The sequence below is a fragment of the Amycolatopsis suaedae genome, assembly GCF_004214935.1.
GTDB lineage: Bacteria > Actinomycetota > Actinomycetes > Mycobacteriales > Pseudonocardiaceae > Amycolatopsis > Amycolatopsis suaedae.
Genome location: NZ_SFCC01000018.1, coordinates 1 through 17,019, shown reverse-complemented (window position 1 = coordinate 17,019; position 17,019 = coordinate 1). Strand labels below are relative to the sequence as shown.

Genomic DNA, 17,019 nt, shown 5'->3' with positions numbered 1-17,019 from the left:
GACTGGGTTTTTCCCATACTCGGGCTACCTAGCATCACAGGATGCGAGTGTTGATCGCGATCTCCGCCTGGCCGGGACACTTCATGCCGATGGTGCCGCTGGGCTGGGCTCTGCGTAGTGCCGGACACGATGTGCGAGTGCTGTGCAGCCCGCAGGAGGCCGACACGGTCCTCCGGACCGGCCTGCACCCCGACCCGCGCCTGCTGGGTTCACCGATGGTGTGGTCCACCAGGCTGATGAACCTCTTCAGCGCCTACCACGGCACCTGGCGTTACCCGGCCCGGCCACTGCACCCCGACACCGGGGAACCGCTGGACCTGGACACCTTCGACATGGGCAGCTGGTGGCCGGCCGCCGTGGACACCTACGGCAGGCGGTGGCGCCAGGACGCGGAGACGGCCGAGGCCTACGGCCGGGAGTGGCGGCCGGACCTGGTGGTCCACGACCCGCTCAGCGCCGAGGGACCGCTGGCGGCGCACGCGGCCGGGACCCTCAGCGTGGTGCACCTGTGGGGACCGACCGGCACCGAGGAACCACTGTGCACCACGGGTGGTTTCGGTGAGGGCGACCCGAGCCGGAACTCCCGCGCCAGGGACTCGTTCGGCCCGGACAGCCCGTTCGGGTCGGCGGAGATCGCCTCGGTGCTGGACCGGCAGCTCACCCACGTTCTCGACCCGTGTCCCGGCGAGTTCGGGCTGAACAGCGTCGGCGCCCGGCTGCCGATCCGGTTCGTTCCGTACAACGGGCCGGGGACCGTCCCGGAGAAACTGCCCGAGCGTGGCGGCCGCCCCCGGGTGTGCGTGGTGTGGGGGCGCACCACCACACGTGGCTTCGGCCCGGTGGCGAACAAGGTGGAACAGGCGGTCACCGCCGCGACCGAACTCGGCGCGGAAGTGCTGCTGCTGGCCGCCGAATCCGACGTGGGCACGGCGGAACTGCCCGGGCAGGTGCACCGGCTCAGCGAGGTGCCGCTGCACCTGGTGCTGCCCACCTGTGACGCGGTGATCCACGCGGCGGGCGGAGGTTCGATCCTGACGTCGATGGTCTGCGGGGTTCCCCAGCTCATGCTGACGATCGCGGAGAACGCCGAGAAGTGGTCGGCGGGCAGGCTGGAACGCGCCGGATGCGGGTTGTCCGTGCGCAACTACGAAGCCGACGTCCCCGCGATCAAGGCGAAGCTCGGCCGCCTGCTGTCCGAACCGGCGTTCGCCGAGTCGGCCCGCGGGCTCGCCGCCGCGGCACACGCCATGCCCGCCCCGGCCGCGGTGGCCGGTCAGCTGGAATCGCTCGTCTCCACCCGGTGAACCACAGCGTCGAGTCCGGTGTGGACGGCGCGACAAGCTGGGGTTAAACCTACATCTTTCCCGATACAACTGGTGCTGACGGGAGGTGGATTCATGGCAACGGTCGAAGGATCCGTCCTGCGAGTACCCGACGACACACTGGCGGGCCGGCTGGCACTGTCCGCGTGCACCGTGGACAGTGGCGTCAACTCCCTTGCCGACATCCGTTCCTGGCTCGCGCGGCGTCGCGCCGGTCAGCTCCACCACGTCGAGCGCATCCCGTTCGCCGGCCTGCGATCCTGGCGGTTCGAGGACGGCTCCGGCGACCTGCGTCACGACAGCCACAAGTTCTTCCGCATCCAGGGGTTGCGGGTCCACTCGGACTACCGGCACGTCCGGCAGTGGACACAGCCGATCATCAACCAGCCGGAGATCGGCATCCTCGGCATCCTGATCCGGGACATCGACGGCGTACCGCACTGCCTCATGCAGGCGAAGGCCGAGCCGGGCAACGTCAACGGGGCGCAGATCTCCCCGACGGTGCAGGCCACCCGGAGCAACTACCTCAGGGTGCACGCCGGAAACACCGTGCCGTACCTGGAGTACTTCCAGAACCTGCACCACGGCAACGTGCTCGCCGACGTGCTGCAGTCCGAGCAGGGCGCCTGGTTCTACCGCAAGCGCAATCGGAACATGATCGTCGAGGTGGACGGGCCGGTCGAGGTCGGCGACGACTTCTGCTGGATGACGCTCGGCCAGCTGCACGTCCTGCTCGCCGAGGACAACACCGTCAACATGGACACCCGGACCGTGCTGGCCTGCCTGCCCGGCGGTTTCGAAGGCGCACGGGGCGACCGGGGCGAGTTCATGTCGGCACTGGTCAGTTCCTGCGACCCGGCACGCGGTGGACTGCGGACCAGGACCGAGGCGATGAGCTGGATCACGTCGCGGGAGGCGCAGCACGACGTGCGGACCGAGCTGCTCGGGCTGAACGAGGTGCGGGAGTGGCGCCGTACCGAGGACGTCATCCGCCACCAGGAGGACCGCTTCTTCCGGGTCATGGCGGTCTCGGTGCGGGCGGACAGCCGCGAGGTGGCCGGCTGGACCCAGCCGCTGATCGAACCCGTCGGTGTCGGCTCGATCGCGTTGCTGGTCAAACGCGTCGCCGGGGTGCTGCACGCGCTGGTGAGCGCACGGGTCGAGCCCGGGTATCGCGGCACCATCGAGCTGGCGCCGACCGTGCAGTGCATTCCGGCCAACTACGCGGGACTGCCCGGGGAACTGCACCCGCCGTTCCTGGACTACGTCCGCGAACGTGATCCGGGCCAGGTGTGGTTCGACGCCGAGCTGTCCGAGGAGGGCGGGCGCTTCTACCACGCCCGCAACCGGTACCAGATCATCGAGACACCGGAGGACTTCCCGGACGGCGGCCGGCCGGACTTCCAGTGGCTGACCCTGCACCAGCTCAACAGCCTGCTGATGCACTCGAACTACGTCAACGTCCAGGCCAGGACCCTGGTCGCCTGCCTGCGGGGCCTGCGGTGACCGGGCGGCTGTCGCTGGGTGTGCTGGGCTGCTCGGCCATCGCCCGGCGGCGCACGATTCCCGCACTGGATTCGCTCGGCAACGTCCGGCTGGCCGCGGTCGCCAGCCGCTCGGCGGAGAAGGCGGAGCGGTTCGCCGCGACGTTCGGTGCCGAGCCGTGTGGTTACGCCGAGCTGATCGAGCGGCCGGACGTCGACGCGGTGTACCTCAGCCTGCCCAACCGGCTGCACCACGAGTGGGCCAGGCGGGCGTTGCTGGCCGGGAAGCACGTGCTGTGCGAGAAGCCGCTCACCGGCGACCCGGCCACCACCAAGGACCTGATCGACCTGGCTGCCGAGCGGGGCCTGGTGCTGCGGGAGAACTTCGCCTTCCTGCACCATCCCCAGCACGCCAGGGTACGGGAGCTGATGGCGGCCGGACGGCTCGGCGCGGTCCGCACCCTGAGCGTGGCGTTCACCATCCCGCCGCTGCCGTCCGACGACATCCGCTACGACGCCGCACTGGGCGGCGGCTCACTGCTCGACCTCGGGGTCTACCCGCTGCGGCTGGCGTGGCTGCTGTTCGGCGACGGGCTGTCGGTCGCGGGCGCCGCGCTGCGGGTGGACGAGCGGCTGGGCGTAGACGTGGCGGGGCAGGCCATGCTGGTCTCCCGCGGCGGCGTGTTCGTCGACCTGCGGTTCGGTTTCCAGCACTCGTACCGGTGCCGGTACGAGGTGTGGGGGAGCACCGCGTCGCTCAGCCTGGACAGGGCGTTCACCCCGCCGCCGGACCACCGGCCCGCCGTCGTCGTCGAGGAACAGGACCACGACGAGCGGTTCTTCCTGCCGCCGGCTCACCAGTTCCGGCTGTCGGTCTCGTCGTTCGCCGACGCGGCGCTGCGCGGGGCGGTGGCGAGCGAGGAGCAGGGCTGGCTGACCGGTGCCCTGGAGACCGCCCGGCTGGTGGAGGACGTCCGGACGGCCGCGGCGGGACACCTGGCCTGATCGCCCGGCGGGATCGGCGTCGTCAGCATTCCGCCAGTGCGTCGCCGATCCGGTCGCCGACCTCGGCGGCGTGCTCGACGAGGTAGAAGTGGCCGCCGGGGAAGACGTGCTGCCGGAATTCGCCGGTGGTGTGCTCGCGCCACCGGGCGGCTTCGGCCAGACTCACGTTCGGGTCCCGGTCGCCGACCAGCACGGTGATCGGGCAGCTGAGACCGCGGTCGGCGGTGGTGGAGTAGGACTCGATGGCCCGGTAGTCGCCACGGATGGCGGGCAGCGCCATCCGCAGCAGGTCCTCGTCGGCCAGTAGTGCCTCGTGGGTGCCCTCCAGCCGGCGCAGCTCGGCGAGCACGCCGTCGTCGTCGAGGTCGTGCACGCCGTCGTCGCGGGGCAGCGACGGGGCCCGCGAGCCGGACGCCAGCAGGACAGCGGGACCGTGGTCGGCCCGTTCCAGCCGCCAGGCCGTCTCGAACGCGACCGCTGCGCCCATGCTGTGGCCGAAGAACGCCGTCGGCTTGGCCGGTTGTGCCCGCAGCTCTTCGGCGATCAGGTCGGCCAGCAGCCGGATGTCCTCGACGCACGGTTCGTGCCTGCGGTCCTGACGACCCGGGTACTGGACTGCCACGACGTCCACCGCGGGGGCGAACCGGGCCGACACGGGGTGGAAGAAGCTCGCGGATCCGCCGGCGTGCGGGAAGCACACCAGCCGCCGGGTGCTGCGCGGCGCGGGGTGGTAGCGGCGCAGCCAGGTCGTCGTGTTCTCGGTGATCGTCACGATCCCAGTGAAGCCGCCGCACGGCGGGCAAAACCCTAGTGTCCTGCACCGGAAATCCGGTGCATAAGTCGGCGAGTCCAGGTTTCCGCTGGCAAGGCGCCGGTTCGTCCTCGTACTGGACCGTACTCGGGCGGACCGGCAACGCCGCCAGCGGGAAGCTGGACCGGCGAACTATTCAGCGGATTTCCGGTGCGGGCCACTAGTCATGGCCCGGCATCAGGTGAACCGGGGCGCCACACACAGAGAGCCCACCCGGTGGGCAACGGGCGGGCTCTCTGTCTCCCCGGGGGCACGGGGAAGCCGGCAGGGCTACCAGGCCGAACTCAGCGTCAGCTCGGCGTACTTCTGTTCCCGCTCGGCCTGGCGGAGGTCCGACTCGACCATGGTCTGGATGAGTTCCTCGAACGTGAGGCTGGGTTTCCAGCCGAGTTCGGCGTGGGCCTTGGCGGGGTTGGCGCACAGGGTCTCGACTTCGGCGGGGCGGATCAGGTCGGGGTCGACGACGACGTGGTCGCGCCAGTCCAGGCCGACCGTCTCGAACGCGATGCGGGCGGCGTCGCGCACCGAGTGCATGGTGCCGCTGCCCACCACGTAGTCGGTGGGCGTGGGTTGCTGGAGCATGAGGTGCATGGCCTTGACGTAGTCGCCGGCGTAGCCCCAGTCGCGCTGGGCGTCGAGGTTGCCCAGGTGCAGCTTGTCCTGGTGGCCGAGTTTGATGTTGGCGGCGGCCAGGGTGATCTTGCGGGTGACGAACTCGGTGCCGCGGCGCGGCGACTCGTGGTTGAACAGGATCCCGGACACGGCGTACATGCCGAAGGATTCCCGGTAGTTGCGGGTGATGTAGTGACCGTAGGTCTTGGCCACCCCGTAGGGACTACGCGGGTGAAAGATGGTCGTCTCGTGCTGCGGTGTCTCGGCGACCTTGCCGAACATCTCCGACGAGGACGCCTGGTAGAAGCGGATGTCGCTGCTGTTGCTGGTGCGGGACTTGTCCAGCCCGCTGACCAGCCGGATCGCTTCCAGCATGCGCAGCACGCCCATGCCGTTGATCTCGGTGGTCAGTTCCGCCTGCTGCCAGGACAGCGGAACGAACGAGATCGCCCCGAGGTTGTACACCTCGTCGGGCTGTACCTGATCGATCGCGGACACCAGGCTGCCCTCGTCCATCAGGTCTCCGTCCACGAAGGACAGATCCGCCATGAGCTGGCTGATACGGGATTTCCTCGGATTCGCCTGGCCGCGGATCATGCCCCATACCTGGTATCCGAGACCGAGCAGGTGCTCGGCGAGGTATGAGCCGTCCTGGCCGGTGATACCGGTGATCAACGCACGTTTTGACACGGGTTTTCCCCTTCCGGCACCGCGGGCCAGCTTGCCGACCTCGGGTGAAGACACCGACTGCGTACATTCATCGGTACGCCACTGCCATGATTGAACGCGATCGAAACTAGGGATTCCTCCAGGCATCAGCGGTCATCCTCATGGAACCGGAGTTCGCCCTGTGCCGATGCAGGCGAGTCGAACCAGGCGAGGAGTTGTCACATGCCGGGTGTTCTGTCGGAGGCCACCACGAGCGAACTGTCCGAGGCGTTGCTCACGGGCGCGAGCCCCGAGCGGATCGAACGCCTTCCCCTGCCGGCGGAGTTTCTGGCGGCCCACCTGAAGGCCGAGGACGCCGACATGTTCCGCGGGGTCGAGGACAAGGACGTCCGCAAGTCGCTGCGCGTCGGCCGGGTGCCGATGCCGGAGCTGGCGCCGGACGAGGTCGTCGTCGCGGTGATGGCCAGTTCGATCAACTACAACACGGTGTGGTCGGCCATGTTCGAGCCGATCCCCACCTTCCGCTTCCTCAGCCAGTTCGCCCGGCAGGGCGGCTGGGCGTCCCGGCACGACCTGCCGCACCAGGTGGTCGGCTCGGACGGGGCTGGCGTGATCGTCCGCGTCGGATCCGGTGTGCGGCACTGGAAGGTCGGCGACCACGTCGTGGTCAGCCCCGCCTACGTGGACGACCAGGAGCCCGCCAGCCACGCCGACGGCATGCTCGGCGCCGAGCAGCGGGCGTGGGGTTTCGAGACCAACTTCGGCGGCCTCGCCGAGTACTCCGTGGTCCGCGTCAACCAGCTCGTCCCCAAGCCGGCGCACCTCACCTGGGAGGAGGCGGCGTGCAACACCCTGTGCGCGGGCACCGCCTACCGGATGCTGGTCAGTGACCGGGGCGCCCGGATGAAGCAGGGCGACGTCGTGCTGGTCTGGGGCGCGGCCGGCGGCCTCGGCGGCTACGCGGTCCAGTTCGTCCGCAACGGCGGCGGCATCCCGGTCGGGGTGGTCGGTTCCCCGGAGAAGGCCGAAGCGCTGCGCGCACTCGGCTGCGAGATCGTGATCGACCGGTCGGAGATCGGGCTCACCGCCGACGTGGCGGACGACCCGGCACGGGTGATCGAGGTCGGCAGGCGGCTCGGCGGGATCATCCGCGAGCGCGTCGGCAGGGACCCGGACATCGTCTTCGAACACGTCGGGCGCGCGACGTTCGGCGTCTCCGTGTTCGTCGTGCGCCGCGGCGGCGTCGTGGTCACCTGCGGGTCGAGCACCGGCTACCACCACCTGTTCGACAACCGGTACCTGTGGATGAAGCTCAAGCGGATCATCGGCAGTCACGTCGCCAACCTGCAGGAGCAGTGGGATACCAACCGGCTGCTGGAACTGGGCGCCGTGGTGCCGACGATGTCCGCGGTGTACCCGCTGTCGGACGTGGCCGAGGCCGCCCGCGTCGTGCAGACCAACCAGCACATCGGCAAGATCGCGGTGCTGTGCGGCGCACCCCGGACCGGGCTCGGCGTGACCGACCCGCGGCTGCGCGCGCGGATCGGCGAGGACCGGCTCAACCCGTTGCGGGGCCGCAGCCCCGGCCCCGGAGAGGTGTGAACGCATGGCCGTCGGATTCCTCGGTACCGGGTCCTATCTGCCGGAGCGGGTGGTCACCAACTCCGAGATCGCCGGACTGGTCACCGACGCGACCCCGGAGTGGATCCTCAGCCGTACCGGGATCGAGACCCGCCGCTGGGCGGCGCCGGACGAGGCGACCTCCGACCTCGCGGCCGCCGCGGCCCGGCGTGCGCTCAAGCACGCGGGCCTGCCGGCCGACCGCGTGGATTACCTGATCGTGTCGACGTCGACCGGGGACTTCCCGCAGCCGCCGACGGCGTGCCTCGTGCAGCGCCTCATCGGGGCGCACGCCGCGGCGTGCTTCGACGTCAACGCCGTCTGCGCCGGTTTCGTCTACGCCGTGGAACTGGCGCGTTCCCTGGTCGCCGCCCGTCCCGGGACACACGCACTCGTCATCGGCGCCGACGTCTACTCCCGCATCCTCGACTTCGGTGAGCGCCGCACCTCCGTCCTGCTCGGCGACGGGGCCGGTGCCGCGGTGCTCGGCAAAGTGCCCGAGCCCGCCGGGATCCTCGCGGTCGACCTGAGCAGCTACGGCGAGGCCCAGGATCTGATCAAGGTCGAGGCGGGCGGCAGCCGGGTACCCACGACCGCGCGGACCGTCGCCGAGGGCGGGCACTACTTCACCATGCGCGGCAGGCAGGTGCGTGACTTCGTCATGGACACCCTGCCGCCGCTGCTGGACAAGCTGGTCACCAACGCCGGGCTGACACTGGCCGATGTGGACACGTTCGTGCCGCACCAGGCCAACGGCGTGCTGCTGCGTCAGCTGGTCGACCGGTGCGGGCTGAGCGGCGCGCACACCCACCTCGTGGTCGATCGCTACGGCAACGTCGGCAGCGCCTCGGTTCCGGTGGCACTGGACGACGCTGTCCGGTCCGGCCGGGTCGCGGCGGGTGACGTCGTCCTGCTCGCCGGGTTCGGCGGGGGCATGTCCGTCGGCGCCTGCCTGGCACGGTGGTCGGCATGACCGTCGAACGCGTCGGGGTCGTCGGCTGCGGCCAGATGGGTACCGGGTTCGCCGAGGTGTGTGCGCGTGCCGGGCTGGACGTGCTCGTCGTCGCGTCGAGCGCGGAGTCCGCGCAGCGTGGCGCCGCCCGCCTGGAGTCCTCACTGGACCGGTTGGTGGGCAAGGGAAAGCTGAGCGAGGACGAGCGCGCGACAGCCATCGCGCGGGTCACCTATTCCACCGACCCGAAGGACCTCGCCGACCGGCAGTTCGTGCTGGAGGCGGTGACCGAGCAGCTCGCCACCAAACTGGAGGTCTTCGCGGTACTCGACGAGGTCGTGCCGGACCGGGACGCCGTGCTGGCCTCCACGACGTCCGCGCTGCCGATCATGAAGCTCGCCAGGGCGACCAGCGCCCCGGAACGAGTGGTCGGGGTACACCTGTTCAACCCGGTTCCGGTGATGCCGCTGGCCGAACTGACCGCCTCGCTGGCGACCGGTGAGGCGACGCTCGCCCGTGCCGCCGCCTTCCTCACCGAGGTACTGGGCAAGAAGGTCATCTACGCCAAGGACCAGGCCGGGTTCGTGGTCAACTCGCTGCTCGTGCCGTATCTGATGTCGGCGGTCCGGATGCTGGAGTCCGGCGTGGCCACGGCCGAGGACATCGACCGCGGCATGACCCTCGGGTGCGGGCACCCCATGGGGCCGCTGGCGCTGATCGACCTGATCGGACTGGACGTCATCGCCGCCGTCGGCGAGGCCATGTACGACGAGACCAGGGAACCGCTGCACGCACCACCGGCGTTGCTGCTGCGCATGATCGAGGGCGGTTACCTCGGCCGCAAGAGCGGCCGGGGTTTCTACCCGCACCGGACAGCCACGGGGAAGGCGCCGCGATGACCCGCAAGCCGATTCTGTTCTGCTGCACCCAGTCCACCGGGCTGATGAACTCGAGTCTGTCGGTGGCAGGCGAGCTGGCCAGGAGGGGAGTGCCGGACCTGTGGTTCGCCACGGACGAGAACCGCAGGGTGGAGGTGGAGAAGCTCGCCGCCCGCAGCGAGGTCGGGTTCGTGTCGCTCGGTGACGTCGATCCGGCTCTGGCCGCCACCATGTGGGACGAGCCCACCTACCGGGCCGTCACCGGAAGGTCCCGGTTCGTCGCCTACCGGGCCAGGGTCAGGGCGGGGATGGACGCCGGGTACGTCGCCGACAAGTACAGCAGGCTGAGCGAGGCCGTCGCCCGGATCAAGCCCGCGTTGATGGTCATCAACAGCCTGTGCCACCACGCGTTCCTGGTCGCCATCACACACCGGATCCCGTTCGTCATCACGGCCCCGTTCCTGCCCAGCGACCTGTGCCAGGCGAACCTGCCGAAGGGTTTCCCGGTGCCGCAGTCCGGGATGCCCCGGGACATGACGCGGGCACAGCGGTTCGCCCACTGGCTGTTCCGGCTGCGGATGCGGACGCTGGTCCTGGACCCGGTGATCCTGCGCAAGGCCGTCGCGTACGGCAAGGCCATGGACCGGCTTGGCGTCGACCGGGCGGCGCGACCGCAGAACGCCCCGTTCGACGCGGCCGAGATGATCCTGTGTTTCTCGCTGCTGGAGCTCGACTACCCGTTCCCGGTACCGGACAAGCTGCACATGCTCGGCACCATGGTGCCCCCGCTGCCCGAGACGTCCGGGGACGACGACCTGACCCGCTGGCTCGACGCCCAGGAGTCGGTGGTCTACGTGGCGTTCGGCACGATCACCCGGCTGACCCGCGACGAGGTCGCCGCCATGGTGGAGGTGGCCCGCAGGCTGGGGGACCGGCATCAGGTGCTGTGGAAGCTGCCGAGGGAGCAGCAGGCGTTCCTGCCGCCGGCCGGTGAACTCCCGGCGAACCTCCGCATCGAGAGCTGGCTGCCCTCCCAGTACGACGTGCTCGCTCACCGCAACGTGAAGGTGTTCTTCAACCACGCCGGCAGCAACAGCTTCCACGAGGGCCTGTACTTCGGCAAACCGCTGCTGTCCCGCCCGCTGTGGCTGGACTGCTACGACCACGCCGTGCGTGCCGTGGACAGCGGTGCCGGGCTCACCGTGGACCGCCCGGACACCGTGGATCCGGACGACGTGCACCACAAGCTGCGCCGCCTGCTCGAGGAAGACTCGTTCCGGGAACGGGCCGGGTACTTCAGCGAGCTGCAGCGGCGGACCGGTGGGGTGCGGGCGGCCGCCGACCTCATCCTCGGATCGCGTGCCCTGTCCTGACCTCGTGCTTCAGCCGGTACTCAGCCTGCGTAGATCCGCCTCTGCCATCGTCTGGATGAGTTCCTCGAACGTGAGGCTGGGTTTCCAGCCGAGTTCGGCGTGGGCCTTGGCGGGGTTGGCGCACAGGGTCTCGACTTCGGCGGGGCGGATCAGGTCGGGGTCGACGACGACGTGGTCGCGCCAGTCCAGGCCGACCGTCTCGAACGCGATGCGGGCGGTCTCCCGGACCGAGTGCAACGTGCCGGTGCCGATCACGTAGTCGGTCGGGGTGGGTTGCTGGAGCATGAGGTGCATGGCCTTGACGTAGTCGCCGGCGTAGCCCCAGTCGCGCTGGGCGTCGAGGTTGCCCAGGTGCAGCTTGTCCTGGTGGCCGAGTTTGATGTTGGCGGCGGCCAGGGTGATCTTGCGGGTGACGAACTCGCTGCCACGCCGGGGTGATTCGTGGTTGAACATAATGCCGGACACGGCGTACATGCCGAAGGATTCCCGGTAGTTGCGGGTGATGTGGTGACCGTAGGTCTTGGCCACCCCGTAGGGACTACGCGGGTGGAAGATGGTCGTCTCGTGCTGCGGTGTCTCGGTGACCTTGCCGAACATCTCCGACGAGGACGCCTGGTAGAAGCGGATGCCGCCGCCTGCCGTCGACTCGTCGAGCCCGCAGACGACGCGGATGGCCTCCAGCATGCGCAGCACGCCCATGCCGTTGACCTCGGTGGTCAGCTCCGCGTGCCGCCAGGTGGTGGGCACGTAGGAGGTTCCGGCCAGGTTGTAGATCTCGTCCGGCCGCGCCCGCTCGACCGCGGACAGCAGGCTCGCGCTGTCGTCGAACTCCGCCCTGGTGAACGACAGGTCGCCGACGAGGTGCGCGATCCGGGAGGCCGCCGGGTCGCTGTCGTGCCGGAGCACGCCCCACACCTGGTACCCGAGGCCGAGCAAGTGTTCGGCTAGGTAGGAGCCGTCCTGGCCGGTGATCCCGGTGATCAACGCGCGCTTGGCCACGTCTCCCCTTCCTGCGGGCGGAGCATCCTGCGGCGCAGCGCCGTCCTGCCGGACAGCGTCCGCGCTTCACGTTAGCCGAGGGTGACTGGGCGTTTTCCCACACCGCCCGGGCAACTGGGGTTTTCCCAGCACCGGCGGCGCGACGCTGTGGCTCATGAACTCCGTTCGGCGTCCGATCCTGTTCGTCAGCATGCCCGAGAGCGGCCTGCTCAACCCGCTGCTGGTGCTGGCCGGTGAGTTCGCCCGGCGCGGCGTGCCGGACCTGGCCTTCGCGACCGACGAGACCCGCCGGGCGGACGTGGAACGGCTCGGCGGGGTGGAGTTCGTGTCCATGGGCCGCGCGCCGGCCGGGCTGACGCCGTCGACGATGGATGCCGAGACCTTCCGTGCCGCCGCGCAGCCGGACCGGTTTCGCTCCCTGCGTGCCGGTGTCGAGCTGATGTACCAGCCCGGCCGGCAGGCGGAGGGCATGCGGGCCCTGCGCGCGGCGGTCGACGAGCTGCGCCCGGCGTTGATGGTCATCGACACCATGAGCATGGTCCCGATCGCGCTCGCGGTCAGCAGGGGGATCCCGTTCGTGGTGAGCAACCCGTTCCTGCCCAGTCACGCGATGAGCTGGCACCTGCCGTTGCCGTTCGGATCACGCCTGCCCAAGGGTTTCCCGGCGCCCAACACCGGCCTGCCGTACCCGATGACCGCTCGCCAGCGGCTGGCCAACCGGCTGTTCCAGCTGCGCTGCCTGACGATGCTGTTCGGCTCCACGATGCGCGACCGGTTCGGCGCGTACACCCGGCTGTGCCGTGAGCTGGACATCTCACCGGAGGCCCAGCGCCCCCGGGTGTCCGCCGACGTAGCGGAGCTGGTGCTGACCTACTCGGTCGCCGAGCTGGAGTACCCGCTCGACCTGCCGCCGACGATGCGCCTGGTGGGCGCCATGCTTCCGCCGCTGCCGGAATCGGCAGGCGACGACGACGTCACCGCCTGGCTCGACGCGCATCCCTCGGTGGTCTACGTCGGGCTGGGCACGATCACGCAGCTCACCAGGGACGACGTACACGCGCTGGTCGAGGTGGCCCGCCGGCTGGACGGCCGGCACCACGTGCTCTGGCGGCTGAGCGAGCGGCAGCAGGAGTTGCTGCCCCCTGCCGGCGACCTGCCGGCGAACCTGCGGATCGAGTCCTGGCTGCCGTCCCAGCTCGACGTCCTGGCCCACCCCAGCATCAAGGTGTTCCTCACCCACGGGGGCAGCAACGGCTTCCACGAGGCGCTGTACTTCGGCAAGCCGATGGTCATCCGTCCGTTGTGGACGGACTGTCACGACGTGGCGGCCCGCGGCCGCAGTGCCGGGGTGAGCCTGACGCTGGACCGGCCGCACCGCACCGAACCGGACGACATCACCGGCAAGCTGGAAACGGTGCTCGGCGACGACTCCTACCGCCGCCGCGCCAGCCGCCTCGCCACCCTCCTGCGCGAGGCGGGCGGGCGCGTTGCCGCCGCCGACGCCGTCCTCGCGCTGCCCGCGCTGGCCGGCATCGCGCCGGTGACCGGCGCCGCGGGCGTGGAGTGACGCCGTGCTGATCAGCCTGCTCCGCCGCTACCTGCGCCCCTACCGGGGAATGGTCGTCCTCGCGGGGTTGCTCCAGCTGGTCGAGGTGGTGGCGATGCTGTTGCTGCCCACGCTGAACGCCAGCGTCATCGACCGCGGGGTGGTCGCCGGCGACGAGGGGCACATCCTGTGGATGGGCGCGCTGATGGTCCTGGTCGCCGCCGCGGCGGCGGGGGCGGGGCTCGGTTCGGTCCTCTGCGGAGCACGGGCGGCCCTGGCGCTGGGCCGCGACCTGCGGGCGGAGGTCTTCCACCGGGTCCAGAGCCTGTCCGCCCAGCAGGTGGAGCGGATCGGCGGGTCGTCACTGACCACCCGCAGCACCAACGACGTGCAGCAGGTGGAGACGGTGGCACTCGACGGGCTCACCACCCTCGCCGCGGTGCCTGCCATCTGCCTGGGCAGCGTCGCGCTCGCGCTGTCCCAGGACGTGCCGCTGTCGTTCGTGCTGCTGGCGTTCATCCCGGTGATCACCGTGCTGGTCTGGGCCGCGCAGCGCAGGCTGACCGCGGTCTACGGCCGGATCCAGCCCGCGGTCGACCGGCTGAACCGGATCGTCGGCGAGCAGGTGTCCGGGGCCAGGGTGGTGCGGGCCTTCGCCCGCGACGCCCACGAACGCGAGCGGTTCGGGCGCACCAACGCCGAGCTGCTCGGTCACTCACTGCGGGCCGGGCGGCTGTTCGCGGTGATGTTCCCCGCCGTCTCGCTCGCCTCCGGCGCCGGCACCGTCGCCGTCGTGTGGCTCGGCGCGGTCCGGGTGGACGGCGGTGAGATCGGGATCGGCACGGTGAACGCGTTCGTCGAGTACCTGGTGTACATCACCTGGTCGATCACCATGGCGACGTTCGTGTTCCTGGTCGTGCCGAGGGCGAGCGTTTCGGCACGGCGGATCCGGGAGGTGCTCGACACCGTCGCGGACCTGACGCCGCCCGTACCCGCCCGGCCCGGCCGCACCCGCGGCACCCTGCTGCTGCGTGGCGTGACCTACCGCTATCCCGGCGCGGAACTCCCGTCGGTGCACGGGGTGGACCTGCGGGCCGGGCCGGGGGAGACGGTGGCGGTGATCGGCAGTACCGGCAGCGGCAAGACCACCCTGCTCAACCTCGTCCTCCGCGGAGCCGACGTCACCGAGGGGGCGGTCCTGGTCAACGGGGTCGACGTACGGGAGCTGGACCCGGCGGAGCTGACGGCGACCGTCGGTGTGGTACCGCAGCGGGCACACCTGTTCTCCGGCACCGTCGCCGCCAACCTGCGGTTCGGCGACCCGGACGCCACCGACGCCGAACTCTGGCGTGCGCTCGGCGTGGCGCAGGCCCGCGAACTCGTCGAGAACCTGCCCGGCGGCCTGGCCGCGGAGATCGCCGGTGGCGGCGCGAACCTCTCCGGCGGGCAGCGGCAGCGGCTCACCATCGCCCGGACGCTGGTGCGCCGGCCGGCGGTCTACCTGTTCGACGACTGCTTCTCGGCGCTCGACCCGGACACCGAAGCCGCCCTGCTGGCGGCGTTGCGTGCGGAGACCGCGGCGGCCACGGTGCTCGTGGTCGCCCAGCGGGTGAGCACGGTCCGGCACGCGGACCGGATCGTCGTGCTCGACGACGGCCGGGTGGTCGGCTGCGGCCCGCACGAGGAACTCCTCGCCACCTGCGAGACCTACCGCGATATCGCGTCGTCGCAGCACGCCGGGCTGGGTGCCCCGTGACCGCGCGTCGGGTGCTGGCCCGGCTGGCCCCGTACCGGTGGCTGCTGGGTGTGCTGGTCGTCGCCGGGATCGGGGGCGCGACGATGAGCGCGCTGGCCGCACCCGCGATCCTCGGCAGGGCGACCGACCTGGTCGTCGCCGGTGCACGCGGGGACGGGGTCGACTTCGGCGCGCTCGGGGACGTGCTGGTCCTGTTGCTCGTCCTGTACGCGGCGGGCGCGATCCTCACTGGTGTGCAGGCGTGGCTGGCCGCCGTGGTCGTCCGGCGGGTGGTGTTCGACCTGCGCCGCGACGCGTCGGCGAAGCTCGGCCGGCTGCCGCTGCGGTACTTCGACGGGCACTCCCGTGGCGACCTGATGAGCAGGCTGACCAACGACGTCGACACCTTCCAGCAGTCGTTGCAGCAGGTGGTGGAGCAGTTCACCGTGCGGTCGTTCACGATGGTCGGCGGGGCGGTGATGATGTTCGTCTACTCGCCGCTGCTCGCCGTGCTCGTGCTCTGCTCGTTGCCACTGGCCGGCCTGCTCACCGCGCGGATCACCCGGCACGCGCGGGCCCGGTTCGACGAGCAGCGGACGGCCACCGGTGCGCTGACCGCACACGTCGACGAGTCCTACACCGCGCACTCGCTGATCGCCGCGTTCGGCCGCCGGGGCCGGGTGAAGCGGGAGTTCGACCGGCACAACGACGCCGTGCGTGCCGCCGGGCTGCGAGGTGAGGTCGCCGCGGAGGCGGCCGAGCCGGTGATGTACCTGATCACCAACCTGACCTACGTGGTGGTCGCCGTCGTCGGGGCGCTGCGGGTGGTGGCGGGCTCGCTCACCATCGGCGACGTCCAGGCGTTCGCGCTCTACGGCGGCAGGTTCGGCACCGACGTGGGCATGACGGCCGGCATCGTCGGCGACGCGCAGGCGGGACTCGCCGCCGCCGGGCGGATCTTCGCGTTGCTGGACGCGGCCGAGCAGGAACCCGATCCGCCCGATCCGCCTCGGCCGTCACCGGGCCGCGGCCGGGTGGTGTTCGACCGGGTGTCGTTCCGGTACACACCGGACACACCGCTGATCGAGGACCTGTCGCTGACCATCGAGCCCGGCCGGACGGTGGCGCTCGTCGGGTCGACCGGTGCGGGAAAGACCACGCTCGCCAACCTGCTGATGCGGTTCTACGAAGTGGACGGTGGCCGCATCCTGGTCGACGGCACCGACATCGCCACGCTGCGCCGCGAGGACGCGCGCAGGCTGATCGGCCTGGTACTGCAGGACACCTGGCTGTTCCACGGCACCATCGCGGACAACATCGCCTACGGCAGGCAGGGCGCGACCCGGGCGGAGGTGGAGGCCGCCGCCCGGGCCACCCGGGTGGACCGGTTCGTGCGGACGCTGCCCGACGGGTACGACACCGTGCTCGGTGAGTCGGCCGGGATCAGCGCGGGGGAGCGGCAGCTGATCACCGTGGCCAGGGCGTTCCTCGCCGATCCGCCGGTCCTCGTGCTGGACGAGGCGACCAGCTCGGTCGACACCCGCAGCGAGGTGCACGTCCAGCGGGCGATGAAGGCCGTGCGGGCCGGGCGGACCAGCTTCGTGATCGCCCACCGGCTGTCCACCATCAGGGACGCGGACCTGATCCTCGTCCTGGAGTCCGGCCGCATCGTCGAACGCGGCACCCACGACGAACTGCTCGCGGCCGGCGGGCGTTACGCCCGGCTGCACGCCGCCCAGACGACCGCGGTCCTCGCCATGCCGTGAAGGGGGCACTCACGGCATGCGGGCGCAGGGCCCGGGAGAGTTCGGGTGCTGTGTGCCCCCAATGTGGCATTGGGGGAGTTCAAGTTCCCCAATGCCACATTGGGGGAGGTTGCTGGGTCTGTTGGGCCGGATGTGACTGGTGAGGCCGCGACCGCCGGGCGGGAAGGTCGTGAAGGCCACAGTGATGATGTGTGTGGACGGAGATCGTGGAGGGCTTGGCTCGTAAAGCCACTGACGCCCGTTGTTG

13 protein-coding genes are annotated in these 17,019 nt (G+C 70.6%); 10 read left to right on the top strand and 3 right to left on the bottom strand.

Translation table 11 applies throughout. The features are described 5' to 3' along the window. Positions 1-41 precede the first annotated feature (41 nt). The 3 genes from EWH70_RS29800 (at position 42) to EWH70_RS29790 (ending at position 3,811) form a co-directional block, all read left to right on the top strand. Entirely contained in the window at positions 42-1,304 is a 1,263-nt protein-coding gene (locus EWH70_RS29800) for a nucleotide disphospho-sugar-binding domain-containing protein (RefSeq protein ID WP_130478888.1), read from the top strand. A gap of 93 nt (positions 1,305-1,397) precedes the next feature. Continuing rightward, entirely contained in the window at positions 1,398-2,828 is a 1,431-nt protein-coding gene (locus tag EWH70_RS29795) for an NDP-hexose 2,3-dehydratase family protein (RefSeq protein ID WP_130478887.1), read from the top strand. Next, positions 2,825-3,811: a Gfo/Idh/MocA family protein gene (locus tag EWH70_RS29790; protein WP_165436470.1), complete on the top strand. Its 987-nt coding sequence runs from the start codon at positions 2,825-2,827 to the stop codon at positions 3,809-3,811. The genes EWH70_RS29795 and EWH70_RS29790 overlap by 4 nt, the downstream gene beginning before the upstream one ends. A 22-nt stretch (positions 3,812-3,833) precedes the next feature. On the opposite strand, the gene EWH70_RS29785 is transcribed toward EWH70_RS29790, so the two are convergent. Further along, on the bottom strand, positions 3,834-4,583 hold the full coding sequence (locus EWH70_RS29785; protein ID WP_205669314.1) for a thioesterase II family protein: 750 nt from the start codon (positions 4,581-4,583) through the stop codon (positions 3,834-3,836). Positions 4,584-4,892: 309 nt separating this feature from the next. Beyond that, positions 4,893-5,924 carry a GDP-mannose 4,6-dehydratase gene (locus EWH70_RS29780; protein WP_130478884.1) on the bottom strand — a complete coding sequence of 344 codons (1,032 nt, stop codon included), beginning with the start codon at positions 5,922-5,924 and terminating at the stop codon, positions 4,893-4,895. A 201-nt stretch (positions 5,925-6,125) separates the two neighbouring features. Here EWH70_RS29780 and ccrA point away from each other — a divergent pair, with 201 nt between their 5' ends. The 4 genes from ccrA to EWH70_RS29760 are packed head-to-tail and all read left to right on the top strand — an operon-like array spanning position 6,126 to position 10,726. Continuing rightward, the gene (ccrA, locus tag EWH70_RS29775) at positions 6,126-7,505 is read left to right on the top strand and encodes a crotonyl-CoA carboxylase/reductase (protein ID WP_130478883.1); all 1,380 of its coding nucleotides are present in this window, start codon (positions 6,126-6,128) and stop codon (positions 7,503-7,505) included. A gap of 4 nt (positions 7,506-7,509) precedes the next feature. Further along, positions 7,510-8,496, top strand: coding sequence for a 3-oxoacyl-ACP synthase III family protein (locus EWH70_RS29770; RefSeq protein WP_130478882.1), 987 nt, complete (start codon positions 7,510-7,512; stop codon positions 8,494-8,496). Then, the gene (locus EWH70_RS29765; protein ID WP_130478881.1) at positions 8,493-9,374 is read left to right on the top strand and encodes a 3-hydroxybutyryl-CoA dehydrogenase; all 882 of its coding nucleotides are present in this window, start codon (positions 8,493-8,495) and stop codon (positions 9,372-9,374) included. The genes EWH70_RS29770 and EWH70_RS29765 overlap by 4 nt, the downstream gene beginning before the upstream one ends. Beyond that, positions 9,371-10,726 (top strand): glycosyltransferase, encoded by a 1,356-nt coding sequence (locus EWH70_RS29760; protein WP_130478880.1) that lies wholly within the window; start codon positions 9,371-9,373, stop codon positions 10,724-10,726. Before EWH70_RS29765 ends, EWH70_RS29760 begins: the two co-directional genes overlap by 4 nt. A 9-nt stretch (positions 10,727-10,735) precedes the next feature. Here the strand turns inward: EWH70_RS29760 and EWH70_RS29755 are convergent, their stop codons facing one another. Further along, positions 10,736-11,725: a GDP-mannose 4,6-dehydratase gene (locus EWH70_RS29755; RefSeq protein WP_130478879.1), complete on the bottom strand. Its 990-nt coding sequence runs from the start codon at positions 11,723-11,725 to the stop codon at positions 10,736-10,738. Between the two features lie 154 nt (positions 11,726-11,879). Between EWH70_RS29755 and EWH70_RS29750 the strand changes: the two genes are divergently transcribed. From EWH70_RS29750 to EWH70_RS29740, 3 genes are read left to right on the top strand one after another with little or no spacing between them, the layout of a single operon-like run. Next, complete coding sequence (locus tag EWH70_RS29750; RefSeq protein WP_130478878.1) at positions 11,880-13,292, top strand: glycosyltransferase; 1,413 nt, start codon at positions 11,880-11,882, stop codon at positions 13,290-13,292. Positions 13,293-13,296: 4 nt separating this feature from the next. After that, positions 13,297-15,027 carry an ABC transporter ATP-binding protein gene (locus tag EWH70_RS29745; protein ID WP_130478877.1) on the top strand — a complete coding sequence of 577 codons (1,731 nt, stop codon included), beginning with the start codon at positions 13,297-13,299 and terminating at the stop codon, positions 15,025-15,027. After that, positions 15,024-16,772, top strand: coding sequence for an ABC transporter ATP-binding protein (locus tag EWH70_RS29740; RefSeq protein ID WP_240687306.1), 1,749 nt, complete (start codon positions 15,024-15,026; stop codon positions 16,770-16,772). The genes EWH70_RS29745 and EWH70_RS29740 overlap by 4 nt, the downstream gene beginning before the upstream one ends. The last annotated feature ends 247 nt before the right edge of the window (positions 16,773-17,019 follow it).

What these genes read in the sequence shown, in the direction of transcription:
- EWH70_RS29800 (WP_130478888.1), top strand. Translation starts at nt 42, where the DNA reads ATGCGAGTGTTGATCGCGATCTCCGCCTGGCCGGGACACTTCATGCCG.
- EWH70_RS29795 (WP_130478887.1), top strand. Translation starts at nt 1,398, where the DNA reads ATGGCAACGGTCGAAGGATCCGTCCTGCGAGTACCCGACGACACACTG.
- ccrA (WP_130478883.1), top strand. Translation starts at nt 6,126, where the DNA reads ATGCCGGGTGTTCTGTCGGAGGCCACCACGAGCGAACTGTCCGAGGCG.
- EWH70_RS29770 (WP_130478882.1), top strand. Translation starts at nt 7,510, where the DNA reads ATGGCCGTCGGATTCCTCGGTACCGGGTCCTATCTGCCGGAGCGGGTG.
- EWH70_RS29765 (WP_130478881.1), top strand. Translation starts at nt 8,493, where the DNA reads ATGACCGTCGAACGCGTCGGGGTCGTCGGCTGCGGCCAGATGGGTACC.
- EWH70_RS29760 (WP_130478880.1), top strand. Translation starts at nt 9,371, where the DNA reads ATGACCCGCAAGCCGATTCTGTTCTGCTGCACCCAGTCCACCGGGCTG.
- EWH70_RS29750 (WP_130478878.1), top strand. Translation starts at nt 11,880, where the DNA reads ATGAACTCCGTTCGGCGTCCGATCCTGTTCGTCAGCATGCCCGAGAGC.